Consider the following 18,124-nt stretch of genomic DNA (forward strand, 5'->3'; position numbering starts at 1 on the left):
TTTCTAATCACTTAGCTTTTGAATTATTTTATCTAATTGCTCTAAGTTATGAAAATGGATAATTACTTTTCCACCTGCAGAACTATCTTCTATTAATATCTTTAACCCTAAGTGTTCGGTCAAACCATTCTCTATATTGATTATTTCTTCATCTTTACTAGAAAATTTTGGTGTAGAGGAAGATTTTTCTTTTTTAGTTGTAATATCATTTACAGTCTTTTTTCCGCTAACTATATTTTCTAAGTCACGAACACTTAATTCGTTTGTAAGAACTTCCTCTGCGAGTTCAATTGCTTTTTCATGACCTACTAATACTTTTGCATGTCCAATAGTTATTTTTCCATCATGTAAGTATCCTTTTATTTCATGAGGTAAATTTAATAACCTTAGTAAATTTGCTATATGACTACGACTTTTACTTACTTGTTTAGATAAAGCTTCTTGGGTATAACTAAACTCTTCAATTAGTCTTTGGTAACTTTCTGCTTCTTCAATTGGAGTTAAATTTTCTCTTTGGATATTTTCTAATAGAGCAAATTCTAATGCTTCTTTATCTGTTAATTGTTTAATTATAACAGGGACTTTGTCAAGATGCGCTAATTTTGCCGCCCTCCATCTTCTTTCGCCTGCTATAATTTCATATCCCTCTTCTATTTCTCTAATAATTAAAGGTAAAATAACTCCCTTCGATTTTATAGAATTTGCGAGCTCTGTAAGCGCATTATCATCAAATTTTTTTCTAGGTTGATATTGGCTTGGTTTTAACCTTGTAACATCTATAAATGTTTGATTATGGTTATCATTTAAACTTTCAATATTTTCATCATTATATGAATTATTAGCCGCTAAAAGCGCTGATAAACCTTTGCCTAAAGTTTTATTACGCATAAATTGATTCTTCCGTTGTATTTGTGGTTATTATTTTTTCTTTATCTAAAATTTCTTTTGCAAGGTATGCATACGCTTGTGAGCCTGAACATTTATGGTCATAAATTAGTGCAGGTAATCCATGCGACGGAGCTTCACTTAATTTAATATTTCTTGGAATTACTGTAGTAAACACTTTATCTTGTAAGCATTCTCTAACATCTTTTTCAACTTCTTCGGTAAGTCTATTTCTTCTATCATACATAGTTAATAATACGCCTAATATATCCAGCTTTCTGTTAATATTATTTTTAACTAATTCAATGGTTTTTAAGAGATGCGCAAGCCCTTCTAAAGCAAAAAATTCGCATTGTAAAGGTATGACAATTGAATCAGCCGCAGCCAGGGCATTAATTGTCAAAAGGCCTAAAGATGGAGGGCAATCAATTATAATTTTATCGTAATTCTCTATTACTTCTTTTATTGATTTTTTTAATAAATATTCTCTATTATTTAAATTTATTAATTCAATTTCTGCAGCACTTAAATCGACACATGAAGGAATAATATATAAATTTGGGACAATTGAAGGTTTAATTGATTCTTTAGATGAAACTTCATTAATAAGAACCCTATATATATTTTTCCTTCTGTCACTCATTTGGATATTTAAACCCGTGCTTGCATTTCCTTGAGGGTCCAAATCTATTATTAAAGTTTTTAAATTAACTGCGGCAAACGCTGTCGCTAAATTTACAGCCGTGGTTGTTTTGGCGACTCCGCCTTTTTGATTAACTACGGCTATAACCTTAGAAAATTTTGCTGACATTATAAATTTTTAATACCTGTGTGTAATTTTTATTTATGATATTATATTGAAATTTAAAATTTTTCAATGCTTCGTTTATTTCTTCATTTATTTTTTTACCTTTTAACATATATATAGTATTCTTCTCAGAAATTTTTTTCTCTATTAATGTTAAACATTTACATACAGAGGCAAGAGCTTTGATAGTTATATTTTCTTTAATTTCAATTTTTGGATTCTGAATATCTGCGTTTATAATATTTAAATCTAATTTTAGGTTACGTTTTACTTCTTCCAAAAATATAGCTTTTCGTTCATCTAATTCTATTAAGCTTGGAATAAAATTACATATTGCTAGTATAACGCCTGGAAAACCATTTCCTGAACCTAGATCTGATACTTTTCCACTTTCTACATGATCTTCTTTCAATATTTCTGCTAATTCAATTGAGTTAAAAATATGAGAGAGTAAAATTTCTTCACTTATAGTTTTACTGACCAGATTTATCGTTTTATTATAAAAAAACAATATTTCTATAAATTCTTGAATCTTTAAAATTGTTTCACGTGAAACAATTTTAAATTTATTCAACTGTAACTGATTTTGCAAGGTTTCTCGGTTTATCAACGTCATTCCCTAATGATTTTGCAACTTCATACGCTATTTTTTGAAATACAATTATAGTAGCAAACGGAGCAAGTTGCTTATTATTAATATTTGGTACAGTAATTTTATAAGGTGTAATTTCAAAATCGTGAAGAGAATTTTTGTCAATAATTGCTAAAATCTTTCCCCCTCTACTATTGATCTCATAAAAATTACTTATTATTTTTTCATAAAATGAGCAAGCAGAATTAGCTATACCAATTACTATACTCGATTCATCGATTAAAGCTATGGGGCCGTGCTTCATTTCACCTGCAGGAATTGTTTCAGCCTGTAAGTAACTTAATTCTTTTAATTTTAAACATGCTTCATAGGCAATTGGTAAAAGAATTTCTCTACTTGTAAATATTTTAGTTTTAGAATTTTTAATTAATTCTATAATATTAATAGGGATATCAATTTTTAATGATTCGCTTATAACACTTTCTATTTCGAGAATATCATTTTTAATTTTCTTTCCTTCAACATCTTTAGTTATTAATACAATTAAATAAAGTAATAATAATTGATTTAAAAAGGCTTTAGTTGAAGCCACTCCTATTTCTTGCCCAGCATAAATAGGTAAAACAATATCCGAAAGTCTTGCTATAGTGCTTTCAACTACATTAACTAAAGATATAATGTACTGACCTTTACTTTTTGCTGCTTCTAAAGCACTAATTGTATCCTTTGTTTCTCCTGATTGAGAAATTAGTAAAGTTGCTCTACTTCTAAAGATATAATTTTTTGAAATAAATTCTGATGCTATTTCTACATCAACTTTTATATTTGCTATTTCTTCAAACCAGTGCTTTGCAAGTAATGCCGCATAATATGAACTACCACAAGCTACTATTGTTATATTATCTTTTATTTTTTCTTTTAGCTTCTCTGTATTATTATAAATTATTTTTTCACTGGTGATATCAATGTATTGCTCACGACATCTTTTCAAAGCAGCCGGTTGTTCATAAATTTCCTTTTGCATGAAAGTTTCAAATTCACCTTTTGAAACTTCATCTATATTAATATTATGTTTTAATGTTTCACGTGGAACAAAATCTAAATTTAAATTATATATTTGAAAATTATTTATAGAGACTTCAGCAATTTCCTTATCTTCTAAAAAATAAACATTTTCTACTAAATTTGCTAAAGAATAAATATCGGAGGAAACTATACCGTATTCCGAATTAATTCCAATAACAACTGGAGCACCTTTTTTTACAGCAAACAATTTTTGTTCATGCTCTTTATGTAAGATAATGATTGAATAAGATCCAAGTAAAATATTAACCGCTTCCTTAATTGCTTCTAAGTGTGAATGATTTAAATCAATGTAATACTGTATAAGTACTGCAGCAACTTCAGCATCAGTTTCGGAAAAAAAACTATATCCTTTACTAATAAGCATTTCTTTAATTTGTAAAAAATTTTCAATAATTCCATTTAATACAATAGCAATATCTTTAGTAACATGAGGATGAGCATTAAGTTCATTTATTTTACCATGCGTTGCCCAACGAGTATGAGCAATTCCTATTCTACTTTCAATTAGATTTGATTTTAATTTTTCTTCTAAATTAATAACTTTACCTGTAGCTCTAACGGTTATAATTTCTTTATCGCTTAAAACCGCTAAACCAGAAGAATCATAACCCCTATATTCAAGTGCTTTTAAACCGCTTACAAGTAAATCAACAACATTATTTTTAGATACTACCGCAAAAATTCCACACATACTATTTACTCATAATTATCATTCTTGAATTTAATTTATTTTGTTCAATAGCCGGTTGATCAAAAGGGTTTATTTGAAAATAATGTGCAATTATCATTATTTCTAATAGAGAATAAACTACTAATTTTCCTAACACTTCTTCATCAAACTTGTTAAAATATACTTCTCTAATTGGTAATTCATTTTTATTAAACATTTTAAGTAAACTATTATATTCAAGCTCCAATACTTTATTTAAAGATAATTCCTTACCTTCTAATGAGAAATTAAAATCGAAAGGTTTTGACTGATTATTAAAATAAAGAGTAAAAGATTTATCAAGTGGACCATCAAAATAAAGTTGTAACTGACTATGTTGATCTAAAGGACCTTCTGCTCTAATCGGTGTAATACCCTTTCCATTCTTACCTAAGGATTCGGCAATTATTTGCGCGTACCATTTAGTAAAAGATTTTAAATCTTTAGTAAATGTAAATAAAACAGAAATTGGTTTATGAAGTAAGAAAGCTATGGAAGTAATTAAATCTTCTTGCATTGGATTTTTTAAAAATTCTTCAACTGTAGCTTTTGCTGAATATATAAATTTGTTAAAATCTAAACCACAAATTATAGAAGGTATAAGACCTACTGAAGTAAAGGTAGAAAATCTTCCACCAATCTTTTTATTATGCAAAATAATATGAGCATTATAAGAAGTCGCTAATTGAAAAAGAGAAGAATTTTCAGAAGTAATGGCATATAATTTATTTTCTAAATTGATATTTTTCTCTTTAAAATATGAAATTACAGAAGACGTGATAGCAATAGTTTCAATAGTATTACCAGATTTACTAATGGATAAAATTGCACAATCATTAAGATCAATGGATTTTAATACTTTTTGTATATAAACACTGTCCAAATTATCTATAAAAATAATCTTTGATTCGCTATTATATTTAATTGCGGTAAGCATTTGAGGATTAAGCATAGCTCCCCCCATACCTATTAAAATTACTTTTTTAAAGTTATCCCTTAAAAAATTAGCTAAATCTATTTCACTTGAAGAAAATTGGTTTGCAACATCTAATAAAGGGTAATTTTGATAATCTAATTTATCAGTAAACTCTTTTATAGAATCTACTAACCCATTGTTATTAAATGAAAAATTATGAAATTTTATTAGCACCACGAATACCTTTTTGTATATTAATTTGAGTATTTATAAATTATTAGTCAATTAAAGAAATATTATTTAATATTACAAATGAGCGAGTTTAGCAACAAAGTTCTACTTGCCAACCTCTTCCTAATTACCTTTAGATAATTGACGCTCTTGATATAACTGAATAATCTTAGTAGCAGTTTCTTCTACTGATTTGCGTGAAACATCTATAATAGGCCATCTGTTTTGAAGAAAAAATTTTCGTGCTTCCTCAATTTCGTGCGAAACAGTTTCAATATTTACATAATCATTATTATGATAATCGTTTAAAGACATTAGTCTATTTTTTCTAATTTCAATAAGTCTATCAACTGAAATAGTTAAACCAACAATAAAAGGTTTTTTTAATTTAGGTAGTTTCTCATTTAAACTTGAATTCATAACATACGGAACATTTGCAGTTTTATATCCACGATATGCAAGATATATAGTTGTAGGAGATTTTGACGTACGTGAAACACCAACAAGTACTATATCCGCCTCTTCTAAATCATCCATTAAATTACCATCATCATGTGATAAGGCATAATTTACAGCTTCGATCCAAGAGAAATATTCTTCATCAAGAGCAAACCTCTTTCCTATAATATCATTTGTTTTCATACCTAAAAGTGAAGAGATTTTAGAGATAATAGGTGAAAGTACTGGTACATATTCAATATTATTTTCTTTACATAACTTTTTTAAATGAGTACGAACCGATTCATCTACAATTGTATACATAACAACAGCTGGTCTTTTAATTTTTGAAAAGATCTTATCAACCTGACCTTCCGTTCTAACTAGTGAAAAAATATATTCTTCATATTCAACGTTAGAAAACCTATCCATAACTGCTCTAGATACACTACTTAAAGTGTCGCCAGTACAATCAGAAACTAAATAAATATTTAAAAATTTTTTCTCTTCCATGGTGCTCATTGTGGATAACTATGTAGATAAGGTTATTAAAAACTCTATTCAAAACCCCCTGTATAAGCTGTTAGTTAAAAAAAGGTACTTTTTAAATCACATCAAATGGGTGGTTTTAATCAAAAAAATTAACATGTTGAAATAATAAATCAAGTACATGTTAATAATGTGGATAAAATAAAAAATTATTGCTAAAAATCAAATTATCCACAATTATAAGTCAATTGATATTACTTAAGAAAATTGAGTTATCCGCAAACTTATCTACAATTTGAAAAATAAAGATAAAAATATGTGGAAAACTTTGTGGAAAAAAAGTTATCAACACAAATAACAGTACAAAAAATAACTAAATAAAATAATTAAAAATAATGACCTTGATAATTAATGAATTCACAAAACCAGGAATAAAAAAACCAATTTGGTTAATGAGACAAGCAGGTAGATATCTTCCTGAGTACAAAGAAGTTAGAAAAAATTTTAAAAACTTTTTAGAGTTTTGTTACAATGTAGAAGCTGTAAAAACAGTAACAAAACAACCTCTTGAAAGATTTAATTTTGATGCAGCAATTATATTTTCAGATATTTTAGTTATTCCTGATGCATTAGGACAAAAAGTTTCTTTCCAAGAAAAAATAGGCCCAATTCTTGGGAAAATAAGCAAAAATATAACCAGCAAGGAATTAGATTATAGAAAATTAAACCAAGTTTATACATCTATAAATGAACTTTCAAAAGAACTTGGCAAAAATAAAGCTCTTTTTGGTTTTTGTGGAGCTCCATTTACACTAAGTTGTTACATGTTTGAGGGAAAAACATCTAAGAATTTTGAAAATATAAAACAATTAATCTATACAAAAGATAAATTTTATATCGATGTAATTAACAAATTAACTTTTGAATGCGCAACTCACTTAATAAATCAAATAAAAAATGGCTGCAATATTGTACAAATATTTGATTCATGGGCAGGTATATTACATGGTGAATTTTATGAAGAATATATTATTGAGCCAACTAAAAAAATTGTAAAAATTGTAAAGGAATCTTTCCCAAATGTACCAATAATAGGATTTCCGCGCAATTCAGGAAATAATTATATAAATTACGCAAAGAATACAGGTGTCGATGGAATATCTATTGACCAAAATATATGTATCAAATGGGCAAATGAAAATTTACCATCAAATATTTTACTACAAGGAAATTTAGACCCTTCTCTACTTTCATGTGAAAATGAATATCTTGAGAAAGAAATATTGAATATTTTAAATACAGTAAAAAATAGAAAATTTATATTTAATTTGGGTCATGGAATTTTACCTTCGGCCTTACCGAGTAATGTAAGCAAACTTGTAAATACAGTGAAAAATTATGAATAAAAATATTAGTATAATACTTCTTAATCTTGGTGGGCCGGATTCACCCAAAAGCGTTAAACCATTTCTTTTCAATTTATTTTATGATCCTGCTATAATTAGATTACCTAAAATTTTTAGATGGTTAATTGCAAAAATTATATCTTCAAAAAGAGAAAAAACTGCTATAGAAATTTATGAAAAAATAGGCGGTAGTTCTCCTATTTTACAAAATACAATTCGTCAAGCGATAAAATTAAATGAAAAATTAAATAATAATATTTTTCAAATAAATTATAATATTGAGATAGCAATGAGATATTGGTATCCACGAGCAAAAGAAATTGTTTTAAAATTAAAAAAAACAAATCCTGAATTTATAATTTTACTCCCTTTATATCCGCAATTTTCAACTACCACTACAGGCTCTTCAGTAAAAGAATTAGAAAAAGAATTAGAGAAAAATAACTTAAATATTCCGATTAAAAAAATATGTTGTTATTATGACCATCCAAAATTTATAGAAGCACACGTCAAATTAATAAAAAAATATTTAGAAAATATATTAACAGATCATCAGCAAAATGATATACGCCTACTATTTTCTGCGCATGGATTGCCTGAGAGAATAATTAAAGAAGGTGATCCTTATCAATGGCAAGTTGAGGAAAGTGTAAAATATATAGTTAGTAACTTAAAAATTGAAAATTTAGATTATCAAATTTGCTATCAATCTAGAGTTGGACCATTAAAATGGATTGGGCCTTCAACAGAAGAAGAAATAAAAAGAGCAGGTAAAGATAAAAAAGTTATTTTATTAATTCCAATCACTTTTGTTTCAGAACATTCTGAAACTTTAGTAGAACTAGATATGGAGTATAAAGATCTTGCAAAAGAAAGTGAAGTACCAAATTACTATCGCGTTCCTACTCTTAGCGAAGATGATTTATTTATCGAGGCTTTACAAGAAATAATATTTACCGTAAATGAGAAAAATTTTATTTTTCCACCTGAAAGAAAATGTTCTGCAAAATATTGTGGTTGTATCAATAAATAAATTTCATTTATAAAAATGTTTTAATATTTTCTAATTAGTTTATAATCTTGTTTGTTTAGTTAATTTTTTAAATTTGGTATATGACAAAAGCTAAGCAAACATTAGGATCAAACTTCTCTTTTGCGGTTGCTTCAAGAGCACAAAAAGCTTTTGAATATAGTGACGTTGGGTTAGCATTAGGTATCATAGGAATATTACTAGTTTTACTATTTCCAATACCTACTCTTTTATTAGATTTTTTATTAGCTATTTCGATTACAAGTGGCGTAATAATTTTGATGACGTGTCTTTTTATAAATAAACCATTAGATTTAAGTTCGTTCCCGACAATATTACTTATCTCAGCAATTTTAAGGCTTTCATTAAATATTGCATCTACAAGATTAATATTAACAGATGGACATATAGGAACTTCGGCAGCCGGTAAAATCATTGAAGCCTTTGGTGGTTTTATCATGGGTAATAGTGTTGTAATCGGGGTAATCGTTTTCATAATACTTACAATAATAAATTTTATAGTTATTACTAAAGGTTCTGGAAGAATCGCTGAAGTTGCTGCAAGATTTAGCTTAGATGCAATGCCTGGTAAACAAATGGCAATCGATGCAGATTTAGCCGCAGGTCTTATTGATGAAGCCTCCGCTAAAAGTAGAAGGAAAGAATTAGAAGATGAATCAACTTTTTATGGAGCCATGGATGGTGCTAATAAATTTGTTAGAGGAGATGCAATAGCAGGTATCTTAATTACTTTTATAAATTTTGTTGCAGGCATTATTATTGGAGTAGTACAAAGAGATTTAACGTTTGCAGAAGCATTACATACTTACACTACTTTAACAATTGGTGATGGATTAGTTTCACAAATACCAGCTCTTGTAATTTCTTTAGCAGCAGGTTTATTAGTTTCAAAATCAGGGATTTCAGGCTCAACAGACAAAGCTATCTTTGGTCAGCTAGGTAGGTACCCACAGGCCCTCTGGATGTCATCTGGGCTCATGTTTTTGATGGCTTTAATGCCAGGAATACCTGTGCTTCCTTTTTTCTTTATTGGGGCAGTCGTAGCAGGCATTACATGGATCAATTCAAATCAAGAACTTAAAACTATGAAAGAGGAAGCAGCTCTTAAAGAAGAAGAAGCTGCAGCTCAAGAAGCTCAAACCGCAAGTAAAGATAGTGAAGAACAATTAGTAGAATCAATACAAATTGAATCAATAAGAATAGAGTTAGGATATGGTTTAATTTCAATGATCAATTATGCCAAAGGAACTAAGCTCACTGATCAAATAAAATCTTTAAGAAAACAAATCGCTAAAGATTTAGGTTTCATTCTTCCTTCTGTTAGAATTCAAGATAATATGCAATTACCTAATAATAATTACTCTATTTTTATTAAAGAAATAAAATGCGGTGAAGGTATGGTAAAACCTGACATGATTATGGTCATGGATCCTAAAGGTGGAGAAATAGGTTTAAACGGTGAAAAAACCTTCGAGCCTGCTTTTGGGTTACCTGCAATGTGGGTACCAGAAATATACCGTGAAGAAGCAATGGTAAGAAATTATACTGTAGTAGATCCAATGACAGTTATCACAACTCATTTAACCGAAATAATAAAAGAAAATATTACTGAATTATTATCATATAGCGAGACACAAAAATTACTCGACAGTATTAAAGATGAGCATAAAAAACTTCTATCAGATATTGTTCCAGGTCAAATTTCAATTAGTGGAATTCAAAGAATATTACAAAACTTACTAAATGAGATGGTATCGATTAGAGATCTAAACACAATCCTTGAAGCCATTGCAGAAATATGTAGAACTACAAAAAACCTTATGCTTATAACAGAGCATGTAAGGACAAGAATTGCTCGTCAGTTATGTCATAGCCATATGGCGCCTGATGGAACATTACCAGTTCTGATTCTTTCACCAACATGGGAACAAGCCTTTTCTGAAAGTATAATAGGACAAGGTGAAGAAAAACAACTTGCAATAGCGCCTTCCAAATTACATGAATTTATTCAAGCTTGCAGAAAAGTATTTGAAGAACAAGCAATGAAAGGTGAAATGCCAATTGTGCTCGTAAGCCCACAAACAAGGCCTTATATAAGATCAGTAATCGAGCGCTTTAGACCAATGACAGTAGTTATGTCTCAAGCAGAAATTTATCCAAAAGCAAGAATTAAAACTCTCGGGCAAATTTAATGGATAATATAAAATTTAATAACATTAACCTTCCTACTACACAAACTCAAAACAATGTTAATTCTACAAATATTCATCTCGGAAATGTAACTTCTGATATAAGTTTTTTTAATGATATTAAAAATGGAGCTATATTAAATGGAGTAGTTAATGGCGATGAGCAAAATAATAAAGAAGGAAATTTATTACTTAAAACAAAATTTGGTCAACTAAATATTGCTACTAATCTTTTATTAAATGAAGGTAGTAAAGTAGACTTAAAAATAACTAAAAACGCTAATACGATATTATTAGAAATAATTTCCATAAATAATAAACCGCCACGCGATAGTTTAACTAATTTGGATATTGAAGAATCAGTTTTTACTACTTCACCAATTAGAACTGAAAAACAAAGTTTGGCGGAAGTAATTATTAAATCTGCACCTAAAAATATTTCAAATAATGAAGTTTCAACTCAAAAAAATAATCCCGTAATCCTCGATATTAATGCTCCAACCCCTGTAGGAAAAAATTTTACAGGTTCAGTTCAAAATATTAATAGCGAAAATCTAATAAAAACATTAACAAACGTTTATAAAAATAATCCAACTATGTTGAGCCAAGTACTTAGTGAAATGACAGATGCAGATATTCCTAATCAGTTTTTTATTCAAGTGCCTAATTATTTATCACAAGATATTCAGAAAATAATGAATATAAAAACTGGTACCTTAGTTAATTTTTACATAACTCAAATTAATCCTCTTCCAAGCCCCCAAGAGTTAAATCCTTTAAAAGAACTCTCTCAAAACACAAGTAACACTGCTGATAATGAATATAATCCAAATAATCATTTTGCTAACCAATTTGCATTAAAACATTACGGTGTAAATACACCTGGCGATAATGAGAAAAATAACTCATTAAATGAAATTGAAGATGAAGGAGAAACAGGAATAATTTCTGAATCTGCAAAAAAAAATAATACTGTAGAACCACCAAAACAAAATTTATCTAATAATCAAGCGATAGAAAAAAAAGACTTAAAAAATAATAATCAAGAAATTAAAAATAATATTACATTTGAAAATACTCAGTTAGAACAATCCAAAGATTTACCTGAAATTTTAAAAAATAAGGGATTTGATTTACAAGCAAAAATAATTGATCAAAATATATTAAAAACGAATGTAGGAAACATAAAAGTAGAAGGCTTGAACCTACCTATTAACAGTGAATTAACAATCAAAATTAGTAATTTTATTTCTCAAAAACCATTATTTAATAATGTTACAGAAAAACAAATAGATATATTAAAATTATTAGATGAGTTTTCAAATATAAACAACGCACTTCAAAACCCAGTTTTAAAACCCTCAGTAATAAATTGGATTGAAAGTAATTTCCCGGTAGCGGGAACAAAATTAGCTTTAACTTTATATGGTTTTGTAAAGCTAAGTAAAAGTAGTGATTGGCAGAATATTTTTGATGATAATATTTCTTCAATTTTATCAAATCCTGAAAATTTAAATATGGTAGAAAATTTAGTTGGAGATTTAAAAACTGTAGCAGAACACGCGCAAAAATTAACTCATCTAACAAGTAATTGGCAGGCGCTTGCTGTACCATTATGGAATGGCGAATTCATTGATAATATAAATTTTTACGTTAAAGATGAAACAAATGAAAATAATAAATTAGAAGAGGAAAAAGTTACACGTTTTTTAGTAGAAGTAAATACAGATAAATATGGAGAAATTCAGCTTGATGGGCGAGTTAAAAAAAGTTTAGCTAAGCAACACAGTAAGAATTTTGATTTAATTTTTCGTAGCCAAAAGCCTCTAGAGGATAATACTATAGAAGAAGTCAGAAAAATTTTTAATAATATTGTCGAACTTACAGAAATTAATGGTTCAGTATTATTTCAAGTAGAAGAAAGCTTTACAATTAATCCAAAAAAGGATATTCAACCTAATATAAAAGGGATAATAGTATAACCCTTGACCTTATTTTAAAGGTAATAACATGGTTAGAATGCCGCATTGGCCCAAGCCATTTTGGTACAGCAAAATAAATTTTGGTTTAGAGAGAATTTTGCCTTTATTAAATGAGCTAGGAAATCCTCATTTAAAATTACCACCAGTTATTCATGTTGCAGGAACAAATGGTAAAGGTTCCACAGTTTCCTTTATAAGAACAATTTTAGAACGTGCTAATTTTAAAGTTCATCAATATACTTCGCCTCATTTGTTAGAATTTAATGAAAGAATAAAACTTCAAGGTAAAGAAATAACAGATGAATATTTATATGAAATAATAGAAAGAACTAGGTTAGCAGAAGAAAAATTAGGATTACAAGTAACATTTTTTGAAGGTACGACAGTTGCTGCCTTTATAGCATTTTCCGAAATTGAAGCAGATTATTTAATATTAGAAACAGGTATGGGTGGAAGACTAGATGCAACTAATGTTGTTCCCTCTCCAATTCTATCAGTAATTACACCTATATCTTACGATCATATGGAATTTTTAGGAGAGGATTTATATTCAATTGCTAAAGAAAAAGCAGGTATTATAAAAAAAGATTCAAGTGTAGTAATTTCAATGCAAACAGAAGAAGCTTTAAAAGCTTTATTTGAAAAAATTGAAGAAGAAAAATCTAATGCATTTATTTATGGCTATGAATATGGTTTAAACGTAGAAAAAGATAAAGTATTTTATCTTAGTGAGAATAAATATTTAGAATTAAAAAATTTATCGCTTGAAGGCGATCATCAATATGTAAACGCTGCAACAAGTATAGCAGCTATAGAATGTTTAAATTTAAATATTAGTGATGAAATAATATCAAAAGCTATACAAACAACTAAGTGGCCTGCAAGATTACAAAAAATAAATTATGGTTATTTATATAATTTATTACCTCAAAATTGGGAAATATGGGTTGATGGGGCGCATAATGCTTCTGGTGGACAGGCTCTTGCAGCGTGGGCAGAAAAAAAACAAGATTTACCACTTTATGTTATATGTGGAATGACAAGAAATAGAAATGTTGCAAACTTTCTTACTTTCCTCAAACCCTTTATAACGCATTTAAGTGGTATATATGTGGAAGATGAACCTTCAAGTTATACTGCAGAAAAAATTTGCGAATTTGCAAGCTCTATAGAAATAAATTGTAGTCCTGCAACATCATTTGAAGATGCTTTAGAAAAAATTTTAAAACAAAATAATAAACCATGTAGAATATTAGTATGTGGATCATTATTTTTAGCTGCAATGTTTTTAAGAATAAATAAAACAGAAATTATATAAAAAAAAATGAAAAAGTTTGTGTTGACAATTTTAATAATTTAACCAAGATGAATTAAATAATAATTTTTTAAAACCCTAAAAGTAAAAATGATAAATTTTCTTTCAGAAGCGCTTTCAACATTTAAATCTGAGCCAGAGATAATAATTGAAACTCCTAAAGCTTTATCCAGCAATGCGCTAGTTGAATTATGTGATGCAACTTTAGAAACAATAAACAGCCAAAATGGATTTTCTATCGGTTTTGCAAAAATTTATAATACCGATAAAAATATGTTAGAAAAATATTTCAAGGGAGTAATGTTAGTCCCTGAAAGGCAGCTAATAATTGCAAAATTTGATGGTGTAATTGCAGGATCAATACAATTAGTAAAATCACATCCTTCATATGAAACAATGTCATTCGCTTGCTCAGTCGATAATCACTTTGTTGTTCCATGGGCAAGAGGTTATGGAATTGCTAAAAAACTTTTAGAATTCGCAGAAAATGAAGCTAGAAAATTAGGTTATTCTGTAATAAAATTAAGTGTAAGAGAAAATCGAACTGCTGCTATATCATTATATGAAAGTAAAGGTTACACAAAATGGGGTGTATTACCGAAATATGAAATAGTCGATGGTAAAATAATTTCAGGACATTTTTATTATAAGGAAATCGCATGATTTACGATAAAAATAATATATTTGCTAAAATAATTAGAGGAGAATTACCTTCTAAAAAAGTTTATGAAGACGATAAAGTACTAGCCTTCCATGATATTTATCCAAAGGCTCCGATTCATATAATTGTAATACCTAAAGGTGAATATATTTCTTTTGATGATTTTGCTGTAAAAGCAAGTGATGAAGAAATAGCCCATTTCTTTCGCATAGCGCAAAAAATTGCTGCTGAGCATGGTTTACAACCTTCTGGATATAGAATTGGCGCTAATCACGGTAAAGACGCTAACCAAATAGTATTTCATTTTCATCTACATATTTTAGGTGGCGGTGATCTAAGAAATATTAATTTAAGCAAATAATGATAATAGGCATAGGAACAGATATTGTAGAAATAAGTAGATTTATAAATTTACTAAAGAAATCTACAAGAGAATCTTTAAAAAAAATTTTTACAAATAATGAACTGGAATATGTTTTTTCAAAAAAACTAGTTTCTCAGCAAGCAGGGATTTTAGCTAAAAGATATGCCGCTAAAGAAGCTTTTGCAAAAGCTATTGGGACCGGGGTAAGGCAAAAAATTATTCTTAATCAAATTGAAATAGTTAACGATGATTTAGGTAAGCCTGGAATTGTATTACATAAAAGTACAAAGGAATATACAGAAAAATTATTTACTAAGAATATAAGTTTTCATGTAAGTTTGAGCGATGAGAAAAAATTTGCTATAGCATTTGTAACAATAGAAAAATTTTAATTTAAAGATACTTTCAATTCATTTATTTCAGATAAATCCTCATTAGTATAAATTAAACGATTATTTATTAAAATATGATTAGAGAATTGCTCTATAGCCAGTTTTGTAAGTGAATACCATGATTTTTCATTTATAGAATCTTTATTAGAAGCTGATATTATACAAAATTCATCTTCTGCACGAGTAATAGCAACATATAAAAGCCTTAAATACTCTGCGTATTGAAAGATTTGCTCTTCTTCTAAAATATTATTTATAATCTCGGATTTTGCACCAATTTTAAGAAACAACATAGGTGTTTCATCATTTTTCCAAAGTAATTTGCTTCTGTTAATTGGGATTTCTTGAGCGTCAGCGAGAATTACTATAGGAGCTTGAAGCCCTTTTGAACCATGAACAGTAGTAATTTTTATTTTATTTTGATTATTATCTAATTCTTTTTTTATTAGAAGATCATTATTTTCTAGTAATAAAATAAATTCACTTAAGGTAGGAAGTTTGTTTTCATTTATAAATTCGTAAATAATTTCTTCGAATTCTTCAATTATAAAAATAGCTTCATTGCCATAAATTTTAGAATAAATTGAATGAATATCTAATAATATTTGAGCTTGCTCAAATATTTCATCAATCTTCATATTCTTAAGGTGTAATAACTTGGAAAGTTTTTCTGAAATAGAATTTGAAGAAATATTATTAAAAAGGTTTTTCTCTCTTTCAAATAGAAAAGAAAGTAAATCAGATTCACTTAAATTAAATAAAGGGCTTTTTAAAAGAGCAGCTAAATTCAACTCATCTAAAGGAAGATTTATAAATTTAAAGATAGATAATATATCTAAAAATATAATATTTTTATTCGGATTGACTTGATCTAAACCAGTGTTAGGCAAATTTCTTAAGTTAAGTTCATTAACTAAAGAACTTAAAAATTCCCCTCGTCTTCTAACTAAAATCATTATATCTGAAGGCTCAATAAAACGATTTTTATTAGGTAATTTTTTCTTATCAATAAACCATTTTTCTATTTCATTAGCAACGTATTCAGCTTGTAAATCTTTATGTACAATAGGCCAAATATTAACCTTACCAATATAAAATTCTTTTACAGTTGAGTGAGAAATTTTTTCATTAGAAATAATTTTAGCCACATCTAATGAAAAAATTTTGTCTGTTACTTCTAAAATTGGAGGCGCTGATCTATAAGATTTATTTAACGGTATAATTTTAAAGTTTTGCATAGCAATATGCATTTGTTTCTCTAAAATTAATTTTTTATAGTTAAAAAAAGTTGGGTCAGCACCATGAAAACTATAAATTGACTGTTTTTCATCTCCTACTATGAAAATAGTTTTAGGATTATCTAAATCATTTGCACCGCTATGAATTTCAGCTGTTAAAGCATCAATTATTTGCCATTGAATTGGATTTGTATCTTGGGCTTCATCAATCAAAAAATGATCAAGTCCTCCATCTAATTTATAAAGTACCCAGTCTGAATGTTCTTTATTTAAAAGAAGTTCCTTTGTTTTATATAAAACTTCATTAAAATCAATTTTATTTCGGCCTTTTATTTTTTCATATTTATTTTTAATCTTATCACACAAACCTAAAATTAAAGATGATAATTCAAAACATTCATAATTTAGAAGGTTCTGTTTAAATAAAAAAACACGATCTTGCTCATTAAGTAAATATTCAACACTCTGAGGATAAGTACTAGAAATAGAATTAGACAAAAACCTTTTTAATTTAGAATTTTCTTTTGTTAAAAAAATTTGAACATACGAATTAAAATTATTATCTTTTATTTCGCTTAAACTAGTTTGAATTTGAGAAGCTTTTTCAATATCTGTTTTAGTCGATTTTGAAAAACTAATAACATTACCTATATGAGATAAAATCTCATCTTTTATTATGTAAGTTTTATCTATAAAATCTTTTATTAATAGTTCTTTAGTACTGAAAATACCTAAAATTTCTTTTAGTTTGATTAAAGTTTTTTCAAAATCACCGTAATAATATATTAAATTTTCAATTTCATTTTGATGAAAAAGTAATTCTTCTATTAACTCATCAAATTGCTCAATACTAAATTTAGCTAACAAATTTTGCAAAGAGTTTTTAATCTCTTTATCTAAAAGAATTTGATTACGAGTTTTCTTCATTAACTCATCTTTTTCTATATCATCAATAAGCTTAAAGTTTGGATCTAAATTTGCTTCTAAAGGAAATTGTTTTAGTAAGTAAAAACAGAAACTATGAATAGTTTGAATTTTAATTTGATCTTGTAATTGCAAAAATTCAAAATAAAGCTTTTTAGCATGAATCAAAGAGTCTATATCAGCGTTGCCCTTATAATATACTATTTTTTCCTTTAAAATTTCTTCTTCGCATGTTGAAAGGTATTTTAGCTCAGAAATAATTCGCTGCTTCATTTCATTAGCGGCAGCCTTTGTATAGGTGATACAAAGAATCTTTTTTGGATTTACACTATTTAAAAGTAAGCTAATAAACCTATCAGTTAATAGTTTAGTTTTCCCACTACCTGCTGAAGCAGAAATCCAGCATGAATAAGAAGGGTTTAAAGCAAAATATAATATCTCACTCATT

Annotated in this window: 15 protein-coding genes; 8 read left to right on the top strand and 7 right to left on the bottom strand. The window is 27.8% G+C overall.

The genetic code is table 11. From position 1 onward, the window contains the following. Positions 1-3 precede the first annotated feature (3 nt). The 6 genes from J0H68_06500 to J0H68_06525 form a co-directional block, all read right to left on the bottom strand. The gene (locus J0H68_06500) at positions 4-888 is read right to left on the bottom strand and encodes a ParB/RepB/Spo0J family partition protein (GenBank protein ID MBN8828339.1); all 885 of its coding nucleotides are present in this window, start codon (positions 886-888) and stop codon (positions 4-6) included. Beyond that, positions 881-1,696, bottom strand: a complete 816-nt coding sequence (locus J0H68_06505) for a ParA family protein (GenBank protein ID MBN8828340.1) — start codon at positions 1,694-1,696, stop codon at positions 881-883. Before J0H68_06505 ends, J0H68_06500 begins: the two co-directional genes overlap by 8 nt. Beyond that, positions 1,677-2,303 (bottom strand): 16S rRNA (guanine(527)-N(7))-methyltransferase RsmG, encoded by a 627-nt coding sequence (gene rsmG / locus J0H68_06510; protein MBN8828341.1) that lies wholly within the window; start codon positions 2,301-2,303, stop codon positions 1,677-1,679. The genes J0H68_06505 and rsmG overlap by 20 nt, the downstream gene beginning before the upstream one ends. Then, entirely contained in the window at positions 2,260-4,062 is a 1,803-nt protein-coding gene (glmS, locus tag J0H68_06515; GenBank protein ID MBN8828342.1) for a glutamine--fructose-6-phosphate transaminase (isomerizing), read from the bottom strand. Before glmS ends, rsmG begins: the two co-directional genes overlap by 44 nt. A 1-nt stretch (position 4,063) precedes the next feature. Then, positions 4,064-5,230 carry a hypothetical protein gene (locus tag J0H68_06520; protein MBN8828343.1) on the bottom strand — a complete coding sequence of 389 codons (1,167 nt, stop codon included), beginning with the start codon at positions 5,228-5,230 and terminating at the stop codon, positions 4,064-4,066. 120 nt (positions 5,231-5,350) lie between these two features. Further along, positions 5,351-6,187 (bottom strand): kinase/pyrophosphorylase, encoded by an 837-nt coding sequence (locus J0H68_06525; GenBank protein ID MBN8828344.1) that lies wholly within the window; start codon positions 6,185-6,187, stop codon positions 5,351-5,353. A gap of 362 nt (positions 6,188-6,549) precedes the next feature. Between J0H68_06525 and J0H68_06530 the strand changes: the two genes are divergently transcribed. The 8 genes from J0H68_06530 (at position 6,550) to J0H68_06565 (ending at position 15,514) form a co-directional block, all read left to right on the top strand. Next, complete coding sequence (locus J0H68_06530; GenBank protein ID MBN8828345.1) at positions 6,550-7,560, top strand: uroporphyrinogen decarboxylase; 1,011 nt, start codon at positions 6,550-6,552, stop codon at positions 7,558-7,560. Continuing rightward, positions 7,553-8,593 carry a ferrochelatase gene (locus J0H68_06535; GenBank protein MBN8828346.1) on the top strand — a complete coding sequence of 347 codons (1,041 nt, stop codon included), beginning with the start codon at positions 7,553-7,555 and terminating at the stop codon, positions 8,591-8,593. Before J0H68_06530 ends, J0H68_06535 begins: the two co-directional genes overlap by 8 nt. An 80-nt stretch (positions 8,594-8,673) precedes the next feature. Further along, complete coding sequence (gene flhA / locus J0H68_06540) at positions 8,674-10,803, top strand: flagellar biosynthesis protein FlhA (GenBank protein ID MBN8828347.1); 2,130 nt, start codon at positions 8,674-8,676, stop codon at positions 10,801-10,803. Then, positions 10,803-12,782, top strand: coding sequence for a hypothetical protein (locus tag J0H68_06545; protein ID MBN8828348.1), 1,980 nt, complete (start codon positions 10,803-10,805; stop codon positions 12,780-12,782). Before flhA ends, J0H68_06545 begins: the two co-directional genes overlap by 1 nt. 28 nt (positions 12,783-12,810) lie before the next feature. Further along, positions 12,811-14,100, top strand: coding sequence for a bifunctional folylpolyglutamate synthase/dihydrofolate synthase (locus tag J0H68_06550; protein MBN8828349.1), 1,290 nt, complete (start codon positions 12,811-12,813; stop codon positions 14,098-14,100). Between the two features lie 87 nt (positions 14,101-14,187). Continuing rightward, positions 14,188-14,760 (top strand): GNAT family N-acetyltransferase, encoded by a 573-nt coding sequence (locus J0H68_06555; protein MBN8828350.1) that lies wholly within the window; start codon positions 14,188-14,190, stop codon positions 14,758-14,760. Continuing rightward, a complete protein-coding gene (locus tag J0H68_06560) occupies positions 14,757-15,119 on the top strand; it encodes a histidine triad nucleotide-binding protein (protein ID MBN8828351.1) in 363 nt (120 codons plus the stop codon). The genes J0H68_06555 and J0H68_06560 overlap by 4 nt, the downstream gene beginning before the upstream one ends. Continuing rightward, the gene (locus J0H68_06565) at positions 15,119-15,514 is read left to right on the top strand and encodes a holo-ACP synthase (protein ID MBN8828352.1); all 396 of its coding nucleotides are present in this window, start codon (positions 15,119-15,121) and stop codon (positions 15,512-15,514) included. Before J0H68_06560 ends, J0H68_06565 begins: the two co-directional genes overlap by 1 nt. On the opposite strand, the gene J0H68_06570 is transcribed toward J0H68_06565, so the two are convergent. Continuing rightward, the gene (locus J0H68_06570; GenBank protein ID MBN8828353.1) at positions 15,511-18,123 is read right to left on the bottom strand and encodes a UvrD-helicase domain-containing protein; all 2,613 of its coding nucleotides are present in this window, start codon (positions 18,121-18,123) and stop codon (positions 15,511-15,513) included. The two genes, J0H68_06565 and J0H68_06570, sit on opposite strands and share 4 nt — an antisense overlap. Position 18,124 lies beyond the last annotated feature (1 nt).

The organism is Sphingobacteriia bacterium (genome assembly GCA_017304685.1).
Taxonomy (GTDB): Bacteria; Pseudomonadota; Alphaproteobacteria; order Rickettsiales; family 33-17; genus JAFKLR01.

Bases quoted from the DNA above. Each gene is read 5' to 3' on its own strand.
- J0H68_06505 (MBN8828340.1), bottom strand. From the start codon at position 1,696: ATGTCAGCAAAATTTTCTAAGGTTATAGCCGTAGTTAATCAAAAAGGC.
- J0H68_06560 (MBN8828351.1), top strand. From the start codon at position 14,757: ATGATTTACGATAAAAATAATATATTTGCTAAAATAATTAGAGGAGAA.
- J0H68_06550 (MBN8828349.1), top strand. From the start codon at position 12,811: ATGGTTAGAATGCCGCATTGGCCCAAGCCATTTTGGTACAGCAAAATA.
- J0H68_06570 (MBN8828353.1), bottom strand. From the start codon at position 18,123: ATGAGTGAGATATTATATTTTGCTTTAAACCCTTCTTATTCATGCTGG.
- flhA (MBN8828347.1), top strand. From the start codon at position 8,674: ATGACAAAAGCTAAGCAAACATTAGGATCAAACTTCTCTTTTGCGGTT.
- glmS (MBN8828342.1), bottom strand. From the start codon at position 4,062: ATGTGTGGAATTTTTGCGGTAGTATCTAAAAATAATGTTGTTGATTTA.
- J0H68_06565 (MBN8828352.1), top strand. From the start codon at position 15,119: ATGATAATAGGCATAGGAACAGATATTGTAGAAATAAGTAGATTTATA.
- J0H68_06555 (MBN8828350.1), top strand. From the start codon at position 14,188: ATGATAAATTTTCTTTCAGAAGCGCTTTCAACATTTAAATCTGAGCCA.
- J0H68_06500 (MBN8828339.1), bottom strand. From the start codon at position 888: ATGCGTAATAAAACTTTAGGCAAAGGTTTATCAGCGCTTTTAGCGGCT.
- J0H68_06525 (MBN8828344.1), bottom strand. From the start codon at position 6,187: ATGAGCACCATGGAAGAGAAAAAATTTTTAAATATTTATTTAGTTTCT.
- J0H68_06545 (MBN8828348.1), top strand. From the start codon at position 10,803: ATGGATAATATAAAATTTAATAACATTAACCTTCCTACTACACAAACT.
- J0H68_06530 (MBN8828345.1), top strand. From the start codon at position 6,550: ATGACCTTGATAATTAATGAATTCACAAAACCAGGAATAAAAAAACCA.
- J0H68_06535 (MBN8828346.1), top strand. From the start codon at position 7,553: ATGAATAAAAATATTAGTATAATACTTCTTAATCTTGGTGGGCCGGAT.